Consider the following 19,466-nt stretch of genomic DNA (forward strand, 5'->3'; position numbering starts at 1 on the left):
GTCTGTCATTACAACCAGTCTTTCTCCCATTCACGCCAGGCCTCATGGTCCTGGCGGATTCTGTCGGCGCTCGGGTGCACCAGGAATACGGCACCCGGCGAGCTGTTGAGGTCGATGGTCGGTGTCTTTTGCCGACCTTCGGTGAAACGAAAACGTGCGCTGTGAAAGCTCGGCAGGGCTTCCAGATGCTTGCGTACATCGAGCTGGGCGAAGGCCCCGCTGTGGCGCGCGATCAGGTTCATTCCGCGGGCGTGCTGCTGCAGGCGATAGCGCTTGGGAAATGACGCCAGTCGGGCCGGCTCCAGGTAACTGGTGCAGGTCAACGCCACCTGGTCGTTGCCGGTGGCCGCTTGCAGCGCTGGCGGATTGGCCAGCCCGGAGAGACGGGCACCGGTTTCCAGCAGGCGTGGGCCGCAAGCCGTGAGGATGACTTCGGTATGGGCCGGGCCGTGGGTAATGGCCAAGGCATCGAGCACGCCTTCGACGTAATCGATCAGCCCATCAAGCTGCGGCGCATCGGCGGGCAGCAGGTCTTCACGGTCATAGATCTTGCGACCGTCGGCGCTCAACGTCTTGGTACATTTCCAGACATCAGTGATCCAGTGCTCGCCCTGATGACTGACACTGTTGATAACGTACTCGTCGCCTTCCAGGTATTCCTGCAATAACAGCGCCCGGTTACTGCGCATCATCAGGTTGGTCGCGCCGAGAATGCTGCCGATGGCTCCATGCAGTTGCCCGGCATCGTGGCAGATGAACACATTATCGGAGCCTGCGCTGTCCAGTGGCTTGGCTACTACCGTCGACTCGCCTCGCGCCTTGAACCAGGCCAGAGCCTCTGTGCGGGACGCAGTGCGCAACTGCGCCGCCACCGGTAAACCGGCAGCGGCAACCTGTTCGGCCATCAGCGATTTGTCACGACGGGCATTAGAGTATTCAGGATCGTTGCCAGGCAGGCCGAGTCGGGCAGCCAGCAAATCCGCCAGTTCGACACCGAATTCGCTGCCAGTCAGCACCGCCGCCGGCGCCTGGGCCGCGAGCTTTTCCAGCAACGGCTCAAGGCCTTCTTCATGCACGCCATAGTGCTCGCGGAACAGTGTCTGCGGGCAACTCGCGGCAAAGGCTGATGGCATGTCGTTACGCGAACGCACATGCAACAGTGGGCGATGCTCGGCCAAAGCCTGGGCTAGCAGAGCACCAGTGGAATAGGCGTCTACCAGGATCAGCGGCGCCAAAGAGGAGTCAGTGCAAAGGTTGATCATAACGGCTCACCGTGTAATGCAACATCTGGAATAGCTCGGACGAGCTGATACCCGGTCCGATCGAAGAAAGGCCGCAGCTCTGCGGCAGCGGCAGGCCACCGACATTGGCCCAGCGCAAGGCGCCGTGCTCGTCAATTCGGGTGGTGGCGCGGCCGGGGTTGTCGGGGTGCAGGCAGTAAGGAATGTCGAGCCGCCCACGGGCGAAAGCCTGGAGTAACGCGATGCCAATATCGGGGTGCAGGTCCAGCACGCTTTCCACCAGTTGTCGCGCCTCGAACAACACTTCCTGGCGATAGCCTTCACTGGCCGGGTCCACCATCAGTGCATCGCCAGCGGCGGCTTCGGCCGCCATCGCCAAGGCTTCGAGGTTGTCCGCAACCGATGGAATCTGCCGGGATTCGGCAACGGTCTTGACGATCAATCGCTCACAGCCGGCAGCCTGGGTCAGACGCGCACTGTCATAGATCAGGCGGCGAGCACCATGACCGGTGGTGGGAAAGACGCCCATGTAGGAATACACCACGACATGCCAGTGGGCGCCGTCCAGGTAGTCGGCGGCCAGTTCGCGCAGGGCTTGCAAAGCTCCGAAGTCCTGGGCCATGGACGTGCCTTGGGCGTAGCTTAGCGAGACGCTGCGAATGCCCTGCTGGCGAAAGAACAGGGCCTCGAGCAACGTCATCGCGATCAGCATCGACGGCGGGCACAGTTGGCCCAGCAAACAACCGCCGAAGCTCTCGATATGGCCATGGGCGGTGGCATCGGCCAGCAACTGGCAACTTTCTGCCCAGGCCTCGACCGCTCGTGCCAATGGCAAGCGACTGTAGGGCATGCAATAGGACACCGGGCCGCCTTCGGTGGCATCCAGCCCGAGGGCCGCCAAGCGCTTGAAAACATTCTGCGGTTGGGCAGTGCCATGGCGGACCTGGATCGGGAACGACGGGCCGTAGAGCCCATCGAGCATGCCACGCACCGCTTCCAGCGGATGACTGATGATCGGGAAACCGTTCAACGGGCTGTCGCTGTTCAGGCACTGCAGCGCGCTCTGGTAATCACCGACCCGGGTGTAGCTGTCCAGGGTGATGGTCCCGAGGGTGGCGCAGGGCAACCCGGCCACCGCGGCCAACCCGGCGCGCATCGGCGCCAATCCGCCGAAGCCCATGCGGGGTTGCACCACCAGTTCGCGCCGTTCCCGGGCCTGCTCGATAAAGCGCTGGAAATGACCTCCTGTCATGTTCATCACTCAGCGTCCCGACACCAGTTCGACCACGTTTTCACCCGTGGCCGGGTCGAAGCGGGTGATCCGGCCCTTATGCGGATCACCGGCACGAACCCGGGCGATCAGGCTGCTGTCGCTATCGAAATCGATCTGCTGATGGGCGTACAGGCTGCGCAGCGCCGGCAATGGCAGGCCGCTGACCTGATTCAGCCACAGGCTCAGGACGCTGTCCTGACGACTACCGGCCAGAACCCGATGAAGGTCCTCCAGATCTGCCAGGCGCTCAGGGTGACAGGTCGTGATGAAGCTCGACAGTTCGCGGCCACGCTCAACGAAGGGCGCGAACTGCAGGCAGGTCATCTGTGTCTCATCGAGCCCGAACGCCTCGCTGGCGAAGCGATTCGCCAGCGCCCGGCGAGCGTCTTTGCCTTCGGCACCGGCGTAGGCCGACAGTGCCAGGTCGATCAGGCGCTGGGGCATTTCCTTCTTACGCATCAGGCCCTGGGCCAGTTCCAGGTATTCGCTGATACCGTCATGGTAGTGACGGCCCTGCACGTACTGCGCCTTGAGCCCGCGAAAGTGCGCCATCAGCATGGGGTTGGCACAATCCGATTCGGTGAAGCTGAACGCCAGCTCTTCGAAACGAAAATCGAGAAACTCGGTAATCAGCTCCCAGTGGTCTTCCAGCCGGTAGCTCACCAGGTCATAGATGCTGATGAAGTCCGGGTCGGCGCTTTCGCTGCCGCTGGCCACCCGACGCTCAGCTCGCTGCTCGTCGAAGCCCTCGCCGAACAGTTCGACGAAATACACTTGGGCCACGCCATCGAGGGCCTGGAGCAGGCCGCGAAATCCCTGGCGCCGACACTCATCGACGTTCAGCCCCAAACGCTGGGCCAGACGCATGATCCAGGTGAAGTAGTGTTTCTGTTCCTTGCGCGAATCGCCGGTTACCACGGCATCGACGCCGCCTTGCCACCAGGCCGCGCGCCCATAGAAATCGGCGACTGCCAGATTGCAGCTGTTACAGAATGTCGGGCGGCCGTCGCCAGCGGTACGATGGCCGTTCATCAGCACATCGAAGCGGTTCATCGCACGCACCTGCTCGGGGAATGGCAAGTGGCGTTCGAACGGGCGGATCTGCTGATGATCGACCACCAGCATCTCGACCCGAGGATCGTCATACAGGTGCAGGGCCCGGTATACCCGGTCAATGTTCGCCATGACCGCATCCGGGACCCCGGCGTGGCGCATGTTGGCAATGCGCAGGAAAAAGGTGCGACCGTGCAATACGTTCAGGTGCAATTGGACGGCGCGGATCAGCGACACGGTGTAGGAACTGTCCTTGCCGCCACCGTAAGCCACCATCAGCTTATAGTCCGCGAGCCCCTCAAGACCGCCGGCGGCATCGATCAACCGGTCCCCCATTATGGCAACGGCACGCCGGTCTACCGCACTGAGGTAGCGATTCAACTCGCCGAGCAAGGGGACGTCGGCCATCTCAGAGGTAATGGCAATGTTCATACGGGTTCGGCCTGGAAGTGAAAGTTCTTGATCGCATGGTGGATGTCGCTCTCGATATCCGTTTCGCTCGCGTCGATGAATATGAAGCGACCGCTGTGCAGGGCGTCGTAGCTGCCGCCGGCTTCGAGGATCTGTCCGGGCCGGGGCAGCAGCTCTCGCCAGAGCGAGTTCAGGTGCGGTCGCAGCGATTGTGCCTCGATCACTCGGCATGGCAGTTGTGCCGGTTTGGGGACGACCAGCCAGCCGCCGCTGGGATCAGCCTCGATTGTCGGCAAAGGTATGTGTTCACCGGCCAGGCCTTTGAGCCAATGCTCATAGAGGTTCACGCCGAAGACTTTATTGATCAGGTGTGGCACTTCACTGCCGCCCACCCGGGCTCCCACTTCAAGGAACACTAGCGAGCCATCCGCCTCGACGAATATCTCCAGGTGGAAGGCACTGTTGCGCAGGTTCAATGCCCGCAGGCACGACTCGCTGAAGACTTCGATCCGGGCACGCAGCGCCGAAGACTGGAGAATCACCGATCCCAACGGTTTGGCACTGGCGAAGTCCAGGCAGCTGTTGATATAGCGTGACACCACCTGGAAAGGCACCGTGCCGCTGTCATCGGTGAAACCGTCGATGTGATAGGTCTGGCCCCGGATGAAAGCCTCGACTTCATAGCGTCCCAGGTCCACTTCGCTGAGTATCGCGCGCAGGGCCTGGGCGTCTTCGACCCTGGCCACGCCGATGCTGGCGGCGCCATCCACCGGTTTGACGATCACCGGATAGCCGACGGCATCGGCGAAGTGCAGCGCCTGCTCCACGTCAGTGCAGCGAATGAACGGTGGCACCGCCAGCCCGTGTTCCTGCAGGACTTCTTTCATCCGCGCCTTGTCGCGATAGACCGCCACCTGTTCCGGGCCGTGGCCGGGAATGTGCAGGGCCTGGCGTACCCGCGCCGCAATTTCCAGAGTGAACTCCGACAGCGCGATCAATTGGTCCACAGGGCCGACGCGTTCGATGATGTCCTGAACGCCTGCCAACAACTGAGGGTATTGATTGACGTCATCGACCTGTACCAGATGGGCGATGTGCTCCCGGGGGGCCAGTACGCCCTCGGCGCCAGGGCCGTCGACCACATAGCTGATCCGGTGTCGCTGATGATCGAAGAATTCTTCGTAGCGGGTCAGCTCATTGTCCCAGCGACTTGGGTCCTGGAAACGCGGCCAGCGATTGACGATAACGATATGCATCGATTCGATCCTGTGAAAAAGAAAAAGAGGGCTGGACTCAGGTCCAGCACGGCGCTGTGCCGGTACCCAGGACGAGTGCAGGTTTCGAGCGCTCGAGGGTGTTGAGGTAGTTTTCGAAGTCTTCGATGGCGTCGGGGCCGATGAACACGTCATTGAAACCGGCAGCCAGCAGCTCCTGGCGAGCGGCCCGCGTCTGGTGTTCCGAGGTGGTCAACTTGCCGCCGATGACACAAGGCAGATCCGGATGTTGCTGACGCACTTGGCGAATCAGTTCCAGCCCCTGGAAATGGCCATGGCCGTTGACGCTGCTGACCACCAGCAATTGCGTGCGCCGCAGTTCCAGGGTGGCGAGGACCACCTCCACCGGGGTGCAACTGCCGAGGTTCTTGACGTTGAAACCGTGCTCCGCCAGCCACAGCTGCAGATAAACCAGGTTCCACATATGCGAATCCGATTCGACGGTTGCAATCAGGCAGTGTTGAGATCCTTTCATTGCGTTGCCTCCATGGCTGAGGGGGGAAAGTCCAGGGCGGCGCGAAAACGCCGGGTGGTCAGGTGGAACAGCAAGGCACCGGGAAGAGTGAGCAGCAGCGCTATGGCCAGAATCAACGTCTGGACCCCGTATTCATGGCCGATGCTGGCGGTCAGCAGGCCACCCAATGGGTAGGACAGCAAGTTGACCAGGTAGAACGGGCCCATCACCTTGCCCAAGTGGTCGGCGGCGATCGCCTTGATGCGCTGGGTTCGGTTGAACACGTTGAACAAGGCACAGCCGGCCATCGCCAAGAGAAAACTGATGGCATAGAGCACCACGCCACTGGCCACGCCCATGCAGATCAGGCCCAGGCACAGCAAGGCAAAACCCAGTGTGCCGAGGCGGTAGATCGACATCCGCGCCAACAGCCTTGGCACCAGAATGAAATTGAGCAGGCCCAGTGCACCGGCGCCAGCGTTCATCAGACCGAAGACCCCGTCGGCGGCACCAAACACACCACTGATGACAAAGGCGTTGGCGCTCAGGACGCAGGCGAACGCCAGGTTGATGGTGAAGTTGAGCAGCGCCAGGGACAAGACTGGCGGATTGTTCAATAACAGGCTCCAGCCCAGAGCCAGGTCCTTGCGAATGCTTTTTGGCGGGCTGGCTGACTGGGTATTGGGCAGGCCTTTCCAGCACACACCGGCGACGGCGAATGCCAGCGCCGCCAGCCCCAGAAGCAGGCGCTTGTCGGCGTACATCGCCAGCAATGCCGCCAGCGCCGGACCCAACGCCATGGCCAGCAGCTCCATGTTTTGCACCAGAGACTGACAATGGGCCAGGCGTTCGGGGCCGGCGATCAGCGGTACGCTCTTTTCCACCGCCATGCGCACTGGAGCCATCAGCAGCGAGAGCACGATACCGTTGCCGATCAGGGCCCAGACAGTGAGCGTTGGCGCATACCAGCAGACCCCGACGGTCAATCCCAGGCTCAGCGCCCGCGCTGTATTGGCGTGGCGGAACAGCAAGCGCCCGCCGAAGCGATCCGCCAGCAATCCAGCGAACGGATAAGCCAGCAGTGCCGGTAGCCACTCCAGTGCGAACGCCACACCGGAGTAACGGACATTGCCGGTGAGCTGGAAGATCAGCAATGGCACGGCGAACAGCACCGTTTGCTCCGCCAGCAAAGCGAACAGCAGGCCGGCACCGAAACGACGCAGCCGGACGGTTTCATGCATGCTGGCTTTCCAGCTCTGCCTCGAGCTTGCGCAGGCGTGGCAATACATGACGGCAGAAACCGCGCATTTCGTCACGGGTAGGCCAGCCGGAAAAAATGAACTCGCTGACCCCGACTTTCTTGTATTCCAGCAGATACTCGGCCACTTCCTGATAGCTGCCGACCACGCACAGCGCCGGGCCGCCACGGTAGGCCACGGCACCAGACCAGAGCATTGGCGACAGCCAATCATGCTCGGCCTTGTCGGCCAGGCGGAACGAGGTCTTGACGGCTTCGGAGTCGCAACGCCCGACGAATTGACGAACCCATTCGCGATGCTGCTCATCGGGATTTTCCATCATGCTTTCCACAGCCGACAGAGCTTCCTCGCGGGTTTCGCGAGCCAGTACGTGCATACGAATCCCCACCGAACAACCAGCCTGGAGCACTGCCCGACTGGCCTCGGCAATACCCTGCGGCGTGTCGCCGTAGCGTAACCAGCAATCACTGTGTTTCACGGCGATCTGCTGGGCGATCTGCGAAGCGCCGCTCAAATAGATGTGCGGGCGTTCGTTGTCCTTGTAAGGCAATCCCAGTTGCGCCTGCTCGATACGGTAATGAGCGCCGTGATGGGTCAGGGGCGTTTCGCCTTTCCAGAAACGATGCAGGATCTCGAGAAATTCGCTGGTGCGTTCATAACGTCCGTCATGGGCCACGAAGTCGCCATAAAAGGCTTGCTCATCAGGGGAAATACCGGCGACCAGGTTCAATGCGATGCGCTTGTCGGACATCCACGAAACAGTATTGACGATCTGCGTGAACAGCGTTGGCGGCAGCAGGCCTGGGCGATACGCCAGGATGAATTTGACTCGGCTGGTCTCTCGGACCAGGGCGCCGATCATGGGCAGTGGGTCGGGCATGTGGTAGCTGATGCCCATCAGCAACGAGTCAATCCCCAACTCATCGGCTTCCTGGGCGAAGTCGACGATACCGGCAAAGTCCAGGGCACCGGTGTTGTATTTCTCGGAAGCCTTTTGTTGACCGCTGTCGAGCGGTGAGCACCAGTGGATACGCAACGCGGGCATGGTTTTTCTCCAGAGCAGCGCCTGCCGCCGCCTGAAAGGCGGGGCAGCGCAAAAAATGACGATGGGTCAGAACAGGAAGCTGGTACCGACGGTGCGGTCGAACAGCGCGACATCGCGGATGCGACGTTTGCCGCAGATAAACTTCAGCAGTCGCTCGATCCCCAGCCCGCCGCCGGCGCTTGGGTGAAGCAGGCCCCGTTTGGCGACTTCGAGGTAATTGGCGAAGGGCGCAAGGTCCATCGACAACTCTTCCATGCGGTAGAGGATCTGCTCGTACTCGAACTCACGTTCGGCACCCGACAGCGCTTCGCCATAGCTGTCGGGATAGATCAGATCGTAGTTGTTGTACTGGCCGCGCTTGCCGGGGGTTTCACGGTCATAAAATTCCCGGCGGTAGTTGGTGACGAAAAACGGCGTGTGGGCCTTGGCCGACATGATCTTCTCGAAGTCGTCGCCATATTCGGCGCGCAACTCGTCCGAGCTGTAGATCGGAAAGTGCGTGTCGTAGTGCGGCAGCTGGCGGTCGAGGTGGGCCAACTGGGCCGAGCAGTGTTGCCTGACCTCGGCGAAGGTGTGCTTGATCAAGCCTTCGATCAGCGCCATGACCTGTTGCATGTTGCCATCGCGTATTTCGAAGTCGAATTGGGAGAATTCCAGCAGGTGGTTTTCCGAATCCTTGATTTCGGCTTTCTCCAGGCGAATGTTCGGCGCCACGATAAAGATCTTGTCATGACCTTTGGCGGTCAACGCCAATTGTTTATGGAAGATCATGCTGGCGGTCAGTTTCAGGCGCCGCGCTTCGTATTGGAGTTCGGCGGGGTAGACCGCATGGTTCAAGGGGTCGGTGATGGGCGACATGAGAATGGGCATCAACTGTTTGAAGTCGCGCTCCAGCAAATACTGTTGCAATGCCTGCAGCACGCGACCGCGGATAATCGCAATCGCTTCAACGTCCGGGTGATTAAAATCGTCGAAACTACGCTGAATTTCTTCCATGTTGCGCTCAATGTCCAGGGTGAGGAAGTGCCCGATTATTGGTTAAACCCAGGAAAACTCAATGTACAGATTTGCCCTAAAAAGCAACCCAGATGCATTGTCTGGTTGTCCCGCCCGGTAATTGGATGGACCATTGCCGGCCAGATGCCTGATGGCATCATTCGGACGACATGGCCTGCTCAAGAGCCAGTTTTCGAATGTTGTTTCAGTCGCAAGCGTCCATGAATACCTGTTTCGAGTCCCTCTATGACGGCCCAAATTAATTCGCAACCCGGTCGCTTTTCCCGGTCTGACTACAAGACCCTGGGTCTGGCGGCGCTGGGTGGCGCACTGGAAATCTACGACTTCATCATCTTTGTGTTCTTTGCTCTGACCCTCAGTCAATTGTTCTTTCCGCCAGAAATGCCTGAGTGGCTGCGCTTGCTGCAAAGCTTCGGGATTTTCGTCACCGGCTATCTGGCACGCCCGCTGGGCGGCATCCTGATGGCGCACTTCGCTGATCGGGTGGGACGCAAACGGGTGTTCAGCCTGAGCATCCTGATGATGGCTTTGCCCTGCCTGTTGATCGGGATCATGCCAACCTATGAACAGATCGGTTACTGGGCCCCCTTGATCCTGCTGCTGTTGCGGGTGCTGCAAGGTGCCGCGGTGGGCGGCGAAGTGCCTAGCGCCTGGGTGTTCGTGGCCGAACATGCCCCGGTCGGGCATCAGGGCTATGCCTTGGGTGTGTTGCAGGCCGGGTTGACGTTCGGCTATTTGCTGGGGGCATTGACTGCGACCCTCCTGGCTCGGCTCTACAGCCCCGCCGAGATCCTCGACTTCGCCTGGCGCTTCCCTTTCCTGCTCGGCGGTGTATTCGGGGTGATCGGGGTCTGGCTGCGGCGCTGGCTGAGCGAAACCCCAGTGTTCATGGCCTTGCAGGCCCGACGTGAACGGGATGCGGAGTTGCCGTTGCGCACGGTGTTTCGCGATCACCGCAAGTCCATCCTGCCAGCGATGCTTTTGACCTGTGTGCTGACGTCGGCGGTGGTGGTGCTGGTAGTGATCACCCCGACCGTCATGCAGAAAAGCTTTGGCATGAGCGCCGGTCATACCTTCGCCCTGAGTAGCCTGGGTATTGTGTTCCTGAATATCGGCTGTGTGCTGGCGGGATTACTGGTGGACCGGATTGGCGCCTGGCGTGCGGTGCTGGTTTATAGCCTGCTGCTGCCGGTGGGGACTGCGGTGCTTTACGCCAGCCTGATCAATGGTGGCTACTGGATCAGCGTGGCCTATGCGGTGGCCGGCCTGACCTGTGGCGTGGTGGGCGCGGTGCCTTCGGTAATGGTGGGATTGTTTCCGGCCCGGATCCGGGTGTCCGGCATCTCCTTTACCTACAATATTGCCTATGCACTCTGGGCCAGTACCACACCGTTGCTGCTGATCGGGCTGATGCCATGGAACCCTTGGGTCTGCGTAGGCTATTGCCTAATCATGGGTACCGTCGGGGCCCTCATGGCAGGGTTCTACGGTTTGCGCTCATCGTCATCGGCAGAGGTTTGCGTGGTGACGGGCGCCTGAGCCTGGCCCTTTCGCGCCGCCGCGGCGCTTGCCCATGAATATCAAAGGACGGCTATCGGCATGAGCTGCGTCAACGATTTGCATGATCTATCGGCGGTGCAACTGTTGGTCTTGTTTGCCAGCAAGGAACTGTCGCCGCTGGAGTACTACGACCATTTGCTGGCCCACATCGAGCGCTGGGAACCTCACATTAATGCGTTGTACGCCTTTGACCCGCAACGGGTCCGGGAACAGGCCGCCGCCGCCAGTGAGCGCTGGCGCCGTGGCCAGCCCCGTGGCCTGCTCGATGGCTTGCCCGTGACACTCAAGGAATTGATAGCGACGCAAGGCGACAGCATTCCTCTGGGTTGCGCCGCGACCGAGTTGATCCCGGCCACAGTCGACGCGCCACCGGCGGCGCGGATGCGAGAGGCCGGGGCGATTGTCCTGGGCAAGACAACGGTGCCGGACTACGGCATGTTGTCCTCAGGGTTGTCGAGTTTTCACGGTGTGACCCGCAATCCCTGGAACCTGGCGAACAATCCCGGGGGCTCCAGTGCCGGCGCAGCGGCAGCAGCAGCGGCCGGCTATGGTCCGCTGCATGTCGGCACCGACATCGGCGGGTCGGTCCGTTTGCCCGCCGCCTGGTGCGCTCTGGTGGGGTTCAAACCGACACTCGGGCGCATCCCCATCGACCCGTATTACACCGGCCGTTGTGCCGGGCCCATGACCCGCACCATGGACGACTGCGCACTGATGATGCGCTACCTGTCCCGCCCCGATGCGCGGGATGCCACCAGCCTGCCACCGGAACAAGGCGATTGGGCACTGGGACGGTTGTCGGTCCAAGGGCTGAAAATTGGTCTGATGCTCGATCCCGGCTGTGGCATTCAACCGGACGAACAGGTGTGCTCAGCGGTTCTGGAAGCGGCTCGTCTGTTCGAAAGCCAGGGCGCCCAGGTCCGTCAGATCAAGCCACTGATGGATCGCGCTGTGCTTCAGGGTCTGGATCATTTCTGGCAGGCGCGACAGTGGAGTCAATTGCAGGCCCTGAGCGCCGAGCGGCTCGACCAGGTCTTGCCCTACATTCGCGACTGGGCGGCAGCGGCCGAGAACCTGAGCGCCGTGCAGGCAGTTGAAGGGTTCAACCAGACGTTCGAAATCCGGCGCCGGGCAGCCGAGGTCTTTCATGAAGTCGACCTGGTGTTGTCACCGACCAACCAGGTCAGTGCCTTTGCGGCTGAATGGGCTTCGCCCACCAATGACCCGCGAATGCCGTTCGAGCACATCGTCTTTACCGTGCCGTGGAACATGGGTGAGCAACCGGCACTGTCGATCAACTGCGGCTTTACCGACCAAGGCATGCCAATCGGCCTGCAGATGATCGCCCCGCGCTTCGCTGACCAGTGGTTGCTTCAGCTCGGCAAGGCTTATGAAAACTGGCGCGGAACGATTCGACACTGGCCCAAACCGCCATCTCTCTGAAGCGTTTTGGTCCTCGCGATAAACGGTGCCTGGGACTGGCAGCGTGCCTGTTTTTTTTCCTCTAGAGACTCATCGAAATGGATTTTCGTGTATTTCTGATGGCCGGCGTAGCCATCGGCAGCCCTTTGATTGCCACCGCGGACGAAGCGATGGCCACGCAAGCCCAAGCGCCGGGTTTTGTCGAAGGCAGCCATTTGGGGCTGAACTTGCGCCATTACTATGCCAACCAGCACACCCGACGTTCTACCTACCTGGCGATCAAGAAAGCCGATGGCCTGGAGCGCACCCGCCTCCGTGAAACCTGGGTACAGACCGCGATGCTCAACTACAGCTCCGGATATACCCAAGGGCCGATCGGCTTCGGGCTGGACGCCTCGTTGTTCAGCGCTGTCAATCTGGAGCGCGGGCATGGGCGTGTCGCCAATGGTGGTGATCGGGTGCTGGTGGACAGCGATGGCGATGCGGTGCCGACCTGGAGCCGATTGGGTGTCGGTGATCTGCGGCTGCGTTTTTCCAGCACTGAAATCAAGGCTGGTCGCCTGCTTACCGACAACCCGATTCTGCGCTACAAGGACAATCGCGCCCTGCCCTCAAGCTTTCAGGGCGTGGGACTATTCAGCAATGAACTCGATTGGCTGTCATTACAGGCTGGCAGCTTCGAACGGGCGATTCCACGCACCGGTACCGGCAGCGAGAAACTCACCACCACCTTCGGCAACCGGGCGTATTCGGGGTCGCGTATTTCCTATCTCGGCGGGATGGCCAAAACCCCTTACGACCTGGACGTCAGCCTCTACGCTTCACGCTTCGAGGACATGTGGCAGCAGACCTATCTGGGATTGACCCAATTGATCGGGGATCGGCGGCAGATAGCGCTCAAGACCGCACTGAATTACTACCACACCGAGGACCAGGGCGAGCAGCGCCTGGGCTATATCGACAACGACGCCTTCAGCCTGGCATTCACGGCGTCACATCTGGCCCACAGCCTGACCCTGGCCTGGCAACGAGTGTTCGGCGACGAATACTTCGATTACGTCTGGGAGTCCACGGGCAATTACATGGCCAATTCGTTGTATTCGGATTACAACGGGCCGAACGAGAAGTCCTGGCAACTGCGCTACGACCTGGACCTGGCGTCCTTCGGTGTGCCAGGCCTGACGACCAGCCTGTGGCACGCCAAGGGCTGGGACATCGATGGCACCCGGTACAGCGGCGATCGTAACGGGCGCAATACCGGTTACAACGTGCGCAGCCTGGACAACGCCAAACACGATGAAAACGGTTTAATGGTGGCGTATGTGGTGCAATCTGGCGCACTGAAAAACGCGGTGTTTCGCACTATCGTCTACAACCATCGGGCCACGGGCGGGCAGATTGACGGTAGCTACGACGAGGTCCGCCTGGTGGCGAATTTGCCGGTGTGGCTTTTTTGAAATGGGCTTTTCATACCGAACAGAATCATCGGCCACTGGACCTCAGTGGGATCGCCGCCTCGTCGCTCCCACATTCGAATGGTGTCGGTTCAGGCTTTTTGGGTTCTGGGCAGAAAGATCGCCAATACCCCAAGCAACGGCAGGAACGAACACAGGAAGTACACGTACTCGATGCCGTGGACGTCCGCCAGATGCCCGAGTAACGCCGCACCAATCCCGCCGAAGCCGAACATCAGGCCGAAGAACACGCCGGCAATCATCCCGACATTCCCCGGCACCAATTCTTGTGCATACACCACAATGGCCGAGAAAGCCGAGGCGAGGATGAAACCGATCGCCACGCTCAGGACGCTGGTCCAGAACAGGTCCACATGGGGCAGCAGCAGCGTGAACGGTGCGACGCCAAGGATCGAGAACCAGATCACCGCCTTGCGCCCGATCTTGTCGCCGATCGGCCCGCCGAAGAAGGTCCCCGCTGCTACCGCCCCGAGAAACAGAAACAGGTGCAATTGTGAGCTGGCCACCGACAGGTCGAATTTTTCAATCAGGTAGAAGGTGAAGTAACTGGTGAGGCTGGCCATGTAGAAATACTTGGAAAACACCAGAAGCCCGAGCACTACCAGTGCGCTGATCACCCGTCGTTTCGACAAGCCGTGAGTCGCTGCCTGACCTTGTTTGAGCTTGAACAGACTCAGATGGTTGGCGTACCAGCGACTGATTCGATACAACACGAACAGCGCAAACAACGCGAACAAGCCGAACCAGGCCACATGACCCTGACCGTAGGGAATGATGATCGCCGCCGCCAGCAACGGCCCGAAGGCCGAGCCCGCATTACCGCCGACCTGAAATGTCGACTGTGCCAAGCCAAAACGTCCGCCTGAGGCCAATCGCGCCACCCGAGAAGCTTCCGGGTGAAAGGTCGAGGAGCCGACACCAATCAACCCCGCCGCCAGCAGAATCATCGGAAAACTTCCGACCACGGACATCATCAGAATGCCGATCAATGTGCACACGGTACCGGCCGGCAACAGCCAGGGTTTGGGATGACGATCCGTGTGGTAACCGACCCATGGCTGCAACAGCGACGCCGTCAGTTGAAACGTCAGGGTGATCAGGCCGATCTGGGTGAAGGTCAGGCCATAGCTGGCCTTGAGCATCGGATAGATCGACGGCAATACCGCCTGAATCAGGTCGTTGATCAAGTGCGCCAGCGCCACCGCGCCGATGATGCGCATGACCAGCGGACTGCTTTGTGATGTCGCGGGCGCCGACGTCGTGGCGGACTGAACGTTGCTGATGGCCATGAGAGTTTCCGTACTGCGGATGGGTGCGCACAGGCAGGTCGGCCAATGTGCCATTTTTCGGTGCGGTTGCGCCATCCCCTTAGCCTGCTAACGACCTTAACAAAAAGTGATAGCGCAACGCCATGGTCTGAATCTTGCCTTGTTCATTCGCTTCAACGCGGCCCCTTACAAAGGGGACCGAGAATGGGAAGTTTCGCTACAGAGTCGGCCTACAGAGCGGACCAAGGGTGAACTTTCGAGGCCTTTTAGAAGGGCACCAGTCGCGGTCGCAACGACCCCGACGCACGCCAATGGTGCGTGGTGTCCAGAGGAGTCATGGGGCATGCAGGCTTTTTTATCACCGGGGATCGGACTGCTGGGGCGGTTCGGCTTCGCGCGCAAATTTCAGCTGCTGTTTCTGCTGTTTATTTTGCCGCTGGCGGGCAGCTTGTGGATGATCGGCCAAGACTATCGTGACAAATTGAACCTGATCTCCGGCGAACGCGCCGGGGTTCGTCAATTGCTCGCCCTGGATGCGCTCGACAACCTGCTCGCCGCCCAGCGTGATCGTGCCGCTCGTTGGCGCGCCACCGAAACCAATCGCCAACCGACACCCGCAACCATCGCGGCCATGGCAGCGTTCGACGCGGTTCAGCCGGCTGTTGCTCAAGCCACCACGGACTTGGGCAATGCCCTGAAAACCGAAGGCGCAGAAGGTCAAACCCTCACCCGCTATCAGGCTCTGCAATCGGCCCTCACCGGCCTGGACTCGAAAAGCCTGAGCGGCGTCGGTTGGTGGCCAGACGGTTATGATCGCTTCACCCATGCCTTGGGTGCTCTGCAAGCCTTGCGCGAACAAATCGCCATGGACACTCGCCTGACCCTCGCTCCGTGGCTGGAAACCTGGTTGCTGACGCAGATTTCCACGCAACACGCACCGGACCTGATCGAACGGGTCGGTCGTCTCGCCGCAGTCGGTCAAGCCTCAGTGGTGTCCGGGCAATTCACCCTGCAAAGCCGCTTGCAACTGCGGGACTTGCGCAGTCGCATCGGCGATGCGCGGGAGCAGCTTGTTAAAACCGCAGGCCTGCTGGAAACACGCCTGCCCAGCGCCCTGCAAACCTGGGCCGGGCAATACCACGACAGCCTCAAGCACCTGGACGCCGGTTTGAAAGTGCTGGACGAGGGCGTATTCGGCGGCAGCATCAACCTCAAGCCGGAAGACTTTGAACGCAGTCTCGACGCCCTTCTTGGCGATCTCGCCAAGTTGCGTCAGCAATCGTTGGTTTCCCTGGATCAACGGCTGGATCATTACCACGGCTCGGCCATTCGCCAGTTCATTTTGGTGGCGATAATTTTTGGCTGCCTGCTACTGGCCGCGCTGTACCTGTTTATCTGCTTACAGGCCTCGATCCGTCATAGCGCCAGTGGCATCACGCTCCTGGCCGAAGCATTGCGTGACGGCAACCTGAGCGTGCAAGTGCCGGTGCAAGGCCGCGACGAACTGGCGGCGATCAGCACCGCCTTAAATGTCGCCGTGGTGCAACTGCGTAACAGCTTGCTGGGGGTCGATCACGAAACCCTGCAACTGAGCAACGCGGTGCGCACGCTCAACGATCACTCCAGCGGCGCTCTGGGCGAAGTCGAGGCTCAGCAGTCGCAGATCAGCCAGATCGCCGCTGCGGCCACGCAATTGGCGGCGACCTCCCAAGGGGTCGCCCAGAGTTGCGAACAGGCCTCAGGCAGCGCTCAGCACACTCAGCGCATCGCCGCCGACAGCAGCCGTGACAGCCAACGCACGACCGCGAGTATTCAGCAGCTCAATCAGCGTTTGAACGACACGGCGGCAGCGCTGGGCCGGGTCAGCGAGCAAGGACAGCAAATTCAATTGGTGGTCGATACCATTCGCGGCGTCGCCGAGCAGACCAACCTGCTGGCCCTGAACGCTGCCATCGAGGCTGCACGGGCCGGCGAACAAGGTCGTGGTTTTGCCGTAGTGGCCGATGAAGTGCGCAGCCTGTCGCAACGCACCCAGTCCTCCACCGCGCAAATCGCCGGTACCGTCGACAGCTTGCGCAGCACTGTCAACGAAGCGGTAAGCCTGATGGAAGCCGCCTGCGGCCAGGCACAATCGGATGCGCAAGCCGTCACCGGTCTCGGCGAGCGCCTGGGGGAAATCGCCAGCGCGGTGCAGAGTGTCACCGACACCCTGGCGCAAATCGCCACCGCTGTCGAAGAACAAGCGAGCACCGCCGATGAAGTCAGCGCAAACATCCAGCAAGTCGATCAGGCGGCGGTACGCTTGCTTGAAGGCGCACGGGCGGTGAACCTCGCGGCAGACACCTTGAGCCAAGGCAGTAAGGCCCTGAGTGCCAATACCGGCAGATTTCAGCTCGGTTGACGCCCTTCGCCGCCCGATTTTTCGGGCCTGCGGGATAAGCGGTTGAAAGTGTGGAGAAATATTTTAGATTTACGCTTGACGCATCTTCGTTCCAGGTGAATAATGCGCGCCACTTGGCTACATAGCTCAGTTGGTTAGAGCATAGCATTCATAATGCTGGGGTCCGGGGTTCAAGTCCCTGTGTAGCCACCAAGTACTAAAAACGGCTTACCGAAAGGTAGGCCGTTTTTTTATGCCTCGAGAAAAGTGGCATCGCTTCAAGACGATGGGCCTGATTTGCGTACCGCTCCCCCGGCCGATAAAGTCCCCGGATCTTTTTATCCCATGGATGGAGTGCCCCGCGTGTTCTCAGCCTTCCACTTGAGTCGCTATCGCCTGTCAGCCTTTTCGTTGATTGCCACCGCTTTAACCCTCGCCGCGTGTAATACCCTGCCCTCTTCACCGCCAGTCTCTACGCTGCCAGTCGCGCCGGAAATCGCTTCCGGGTATCGCACCGATCTGCAGACCCGGTATGCCTCGAAACACATGGCCGCAGCCGCCAACCCGCTGGCCGCCGAAGCCGGGCGTAAGATGCTGCGTGAGGGCGGTTCGGCGATTGATGCGGCCATTGCCATGCAAGCGGTGTTGACGCTGGTCGAACCGCAATCATCGGGCATCGGCGGGGGCGCCTTGATTGTGCTGTGGGATGGCAAGGCTGTACGCACCTATGACGGGCGCGAAACCGCTCCGGCCGGTGCCACCGAGAAACTGTTCCTGCAAGCCGACGGCAAACCGATGCCGTTCACGCAGGCACAGATCGGCGGACGCTCGGTGGGAACGCCGGGTGTATTGCGGGCGCTGGAGCTGGCCCATCAAAAGCACGGTCGCCTGCCGTGGGCGAAGTTGTTCGAGCCGGCCATCGAACTGGCGGAACAAGGCTTCACCATTTCGCCACGCCTGCATCAGCTGGTCGCGGCAGACGCGTTCATACAACGCTCCCCAGACATGGCCGCCTACTTTCTGAATGCCGACGGCAGCCCGAAAGCCATCGGTACAGCGCTGAAAAACCCGGCACTGGCCGCCGTGTTCAAGCGCATCGCCAAGGAAGGGCCCGATGCCCTGTACAAAGGGCCCATCGCAAACGAGATCATCGCCAAGGTTCAGGGCCACGCCAACCCCGGCAGCTTGTCGCTGAGCGACCTCCAAGGCTACAAGGCCAAGGAACGCGCGCCGTTATGCACTGACTACAAACGCTGGCAGGTTTGCGGCATGCCGCCACCGTCGTCGGGCGGGATCGCCGTGGCGCAAATTCTCGGCACCTTGCAGGCGCTGGAATCCCGCGACCCGCGTTTTGCCCTGGCCCCCCTCAAACCGCTCAAGACCAGCAAACCGGCAGGCATCGAACCTGCCCCGGAAGCTGTGCACCTGATCGCCGAAGCCGAGCGTCTGGCTTACGCCGACCGAGCGCAGTATGTCGCCGACGCCGACTTCGTACCCGTGCCGGTAAAAGGTCTGATCGACCCGACTTATCTGACCCGCCGCGCCGCCTTGATTGGCGACCGCAGCATGGGCCTGGCCAAACCCGGTACCCCGCCGGGCATTCGCGTTGCCTATGCGCCAGACCGCTCGCCACTGCGCATCTCCACCTCGCAAGTGGTGGCGGTCGATGATTCTGGCGGCGCCGTGTCCATGACCACCACCGTCGAAGCAGCATTTGGCTCGCACCTGATGGTCCAGGGTTTCCTGCTCAACAACCAGATGACCGACTTCTCGTTCATACCCGAAGAAAACGGGCAAAAAGTCGCCAACCGGGTCGAACCGGGTAAACGCCCACGCTCGTCCATGGCGCCCACGCTGATCTTTGACCGCCAGAACGGCGAGTTCCTGGCCACCGTCGGCTCCCCCGGCGGCTCGCAGATCATTGAATACGTGGCCAAATCCACCATCGGCCTGCTCGACTGGAACCTCGACCCGCAAGCGGCCATCAGCCTGCCCAATTTCGGCAGCCGCAACGGCCCGACCGAACTGGAACGGGAGCAGTTCAGCGAACAGCTGATTCAGGCACTGAAGGACAAAGGGCACAACGTGAACGAGATCGACATGACCAGCGGGACTCAGGCGATTGTTCGGGTCAGGGATGCGCAAGGGAAAGCGGCGTTGGCCGGCGGGGCCGATCCACGACGTGAGGGAGAAGCGTTGGGGGATTGAGTCGTACGCAGGAACAAGAAAAGGCTTACCGGGAGGTAGGCTTTTTTTATTGGTGAAGAATCCTGATCAAGTCTCTCGCGTAGCCTTTTCCTACCCTCAAACTGCTATCCCTTGGATAGAGTGTGG

The 19,466-nt window shown here is 60.7% G+C and carries 14 protein-coding genes, 1 tRNA gene and 1 pseudogene; 7 read left to right on the plus strand and 9 right to left on the minus strand.

Annotation, left to right across the window (positions count from 1 at the left end; genetic code table 11):
- Positions 1-8: 8 nt before the first annotated feature.
- The 8 genes from BZL43_RS02125 to BZL43_RS02160 form a co-directional block, all read right to left on the minus strand.
- The gene (locus tag BZL43_RS02125) at positions 9-1,262 is read right to left on the minus strand and encodes an ATP-grasp domain-containing protein (RefSeq protein WP_095630773.1); all 1,254 of its coding nucleotides are present in this window, start codon (positions 1,260-1,262) and stop codon (positions 9-11) included.
- Positions 1,243-2,499 carry a methylaspartate mutase gene (locus BZL43_RS02130; RefSeq protein ID WP_095630774.1) on the minus strand — a complete coding sequence of 419 codons (1,257 nt, stop codon included), beginning with the start codon at positions 2,497-2,499 and terminating at the stop codon, positions 1,243-1,245. The genes BZL43_RS02125 and BZL43_RS02130 overlap by 20 nt, the downstream gene beginning before the upstream one ends.
- 3 nt (positions 2,500-2,502) lie before the next feature.
- The gene (locus BZL43_RS02135) at positions 2,503-3,999 is read right to left on the minus strand and encodes a hypothetical protein (protein ID WP_095630775.1); all 1,497 of its coding nucleotides are present in this window, start codon (positions 3,997-3,999) and stop codon (positions 2,503-2,505) included.
- Positions 3,996-5,234, minus strand: a complete 1,239-nt coding sequence (locus tag BZL43_RS02140; protein WP_095630776.1) for an acetyl-CoA carboxylase biotin carboxylase subunit family protein — start codon at positions 5,232-5,234, stop codon at positions 3,996-3,998. Before BZL43_RS02140 ends, BZL43_RS02135 begins: the two co-directional genes overlap by 4 nt.
- Positions 5,235-5,271: 37 nt before the next feature.
- Positions 5,272-5,727: a cobalamin B12-binding domain-containing protein gene (locus BZL43_RS02145; protein ID WP_095630777.1), complete on the minus strand. Its 456-nt coding sequence runs from the start codon at positions 5,725-5,727 to the stop codon at positions 5,272-5,274.
- The gene (locus tag BZL43_RS02150; protein WP_095630778.1) at positions 5,724-6,947 is read right to left on the minus strand and encodes an MFS transporter; all 1,224 of its coding nucleotides are present in this window, start codon (positions 6,945-6,947) and stop codon (positions 5,724-5,726) included. The genes BZL43_RS02145 and BZL43_RS02150 overlap by 4 nt, the downstream gene beginning before the upstream one ends.
- Positions 6,940-8,010 carry an LLM class flavin-dependent oxidoreductase gene (locus BZL43_RS02155; protein WP_095630779.1) on the minus strand — a complete coding sequence of 357 codons (1,071 nt, stop codon included), beginning with the start codon at positions 8,008-8,010 and terminating at the stop codon, positions 6,940-6,942. Before BZL43_RS02155 ends, BZL43_RS02150 begins: the two co-directional genes overlap by 8 nt.
- 66 nt (positions 8,011-8,076) lie before the next feature.
- Positions 8,077-9,006 carry an asparagine synthetase A gene (locus BZL43_RS02160; protein WP_095630780.1) on the minus strand — a complete coding sequence of 310 codons (930 nt, stop codon included), beginning with the start codon at positions 9,004-9,006 and terminating at the stop codon, positions 8,077-8,079.
- A 246-nt stretch (positions 9,007-9,252) separates the two neighbouring features.
- Between BZL43_RS02160 and BZL43_RS02165 the strand changes: the two genes are divergently transcribed.
- From BZL43_RS02165 to BZL43_RS02175, 3 genes are all read left to right on the plus strand, one after another.
- Positions 9,253-10,566 carry an MFS transporter gene (locus BZL43_RS02165; RefSeq protein ID WP_095630781.1) on the plus strand — a complete coding sequence of 438 codons (1,314 nt, stop codon included), beginning with the start codon at positions 9,253-9,255 and terminating at the stop codon, positions 10,564-10,566.
- A gap of 60 nt (positions 10,567-10,626) precedes the next feature.
- On the plus strand, positions 10,627-12,030 hold the full coding sequence (locus BZL43_RS02170) for an amidase (protein ID WP_095630782.1): 1,404 nt from the start codon (positions 10,627-10,629) through the stop codon (positions 12,028-12,030).
- 98 nt (positions 12,031-12,128) lie between these two features.
- Positions 12,129-13,466 (plus strand): OprD family outer membrane porin, encoded by a 1,338-nt coding sequence (locus BZL43_RS02175; RefSeq protein WP_371916196.1) that lies wholly within the window; start codon positions 12,129-12,131, stop codon positions 13,464-13,466.
- Positions 13,467-13,555: 89 nt separating this feature from the next.
- Here the strand turns inward: BZL43_RS02175 and BZL43_RS02180 are convergent, their stop codons facing one another.
- On the minus strand, positions 13,556-14,773 hold the full coding sequence (locus tag BZL43_RS02180; protein ID WP_095630784.1) for an MFS transporter: 1,218 nt from the start codon (positions 14,771-14,773) through the stop codon (positions 13,556-13,558).
- A gap of 844 nt (positions 14,774-15,617) precedes the next feature.
- Here BZL43_RS02180 and BZL43_RS28745 point away from each other — a divergent pair.
- The 4 genes and pseudogenes from BZL43_RS28745 to ggt all read left to right on the plus strand — a co-directional run.
- Positions 15,618-16,292: pseudogene (locus tag BZL43_RS28745) on the plus strand (HAMP domain-containing protein); the annotation flags it as partial.
- A gap of 60 nt (positions 16,293-16,352) precedes the next feature.
- On the plus strand, positions 16,353-17,153 hold the full coding sequence (locus BZL43_RS28750) for a methyl-accepting chemotaxis protein (protein ID WP_371916197.1): 801 nt from the start codon (positions 16,353-16,355) through the stop codon (positions 17,151-17,153).
- Positions 17,154-17,268: 115 nt separating this feature from the next.
- Positions 17,269-17,345 (plus strand) — tRNA-Met (locus tag BZL43_RS02190).
- 150 nt (positions 17,346-17,495) lie between these two features.
- Positions 17,496-19,340 (plus strand): gamma-glutamyltransferase, encoded by a 1,845-nt coding sequence (ggt, locus tag BZL43_RS02195; RefSeq protein ID WP_095630786.1) that lies wholly within the window; start codon positions 17,496-17,498, stop codon positions 19,338-19,340.
- Positions 19,341-19,466: the final 126 nt, after the last annotated feature.

It is taken from the genome of Pseudomonas sp. PICF141, from assembly GCF_002286815.1.
Taxonomy (GTDB): Bacteria; Pseudomonadota; Gammaproteobacteria; order Pseudomonadales; family Pseudomonadaceae; genus Aquipseudomonas.

Bases quoted from the DNA above. Each gene is read 5' to 3' on its own strand.
- BZL43_RS02125 (WP_095630773.1), bottom strand. From the start codon at position 1,262: ATGATCAACCTTTGCACTGACTCCTCTTTGGCGCCGCTGATCCTGGTA.
- BZL43_RS02130 (WP_095630774.1), bottom strand. From the start codon at position 2,499: ATGAACATGACAGGAGGTCATTTCCAGCGCTTTATCGAGCAGGCCCGG.
- BZL43_RS02135 (WP_095630775.1), bottom strand. From the start codon at position 3,999: ATGAACATTGCCATTACCTCTGAGATGGCCGACGTCCCCTTGCTCGGC.
- BZL43_RS02140 (WP_095630776.1), bottom strand. From the start codon at position 5,234: ATGCATATCGTTATCGTCAATCGCTGGCCGCGTTTCCAGGACCCAAGT.
- BZL43_RS02145 (WP_095630777.1), bottom strand. From the start codon at position 5,727: ATGAAAGGATCTCAACACTGCCTGATTGCAACCGTCGAATCGGATTCG.
- BZL43_RS02150 (WP_095630778.1), bottom strand. From the start codon at position 6,947: ATGCATGAAACCGTCCGGCTGCGTCGTTTCGGTGCCGGCCTGCTGTTC.
- BZL43_RS02155 (WP_095630779.1), bottom strand. From the start codon at position 8,010: ATGCCCGCGTTGCGTATCCACTGGTGCTCACCGCTCGACAGCGGTCAA.
- BZL43_RS02160 (WP_095630780.1), bottom strand. From the start codon at position 9,006: ATGGAAGAAATTCAGCGTAGTTTCGACGATTTTAATCACCCGGACGTT.
- BZL43_RS02165 (WP_095630781.1), top strand. From the start codon at position 9,253: ATGACGGCCCAAATTAATTCGCAACCCGGTCGCTTTTCCCGGTCTGAC.
- BZL43_RS02170 (WP_095630782.1), top strand. From the start codon at position 10,627: ATGAGCTGCGTCAACGATTTGCATGATCTATCGGCGGTGCAACTGTTG.
- BZL43_RS02175 (WP_371916196.1), top strand. From the start codon at position 12,129: ATGGCCGGCGTAGCCATCGGCAGCCCTTTGATTGCCACCGCGGACGAA.
- BZL43_RS02180 (WP_095630784.1), bottom strand. From the start codon at position 14,773: ATGGCCATCAGCAACGTTCAGTCCGCCACGACGTCGGCGCCCGCGACA.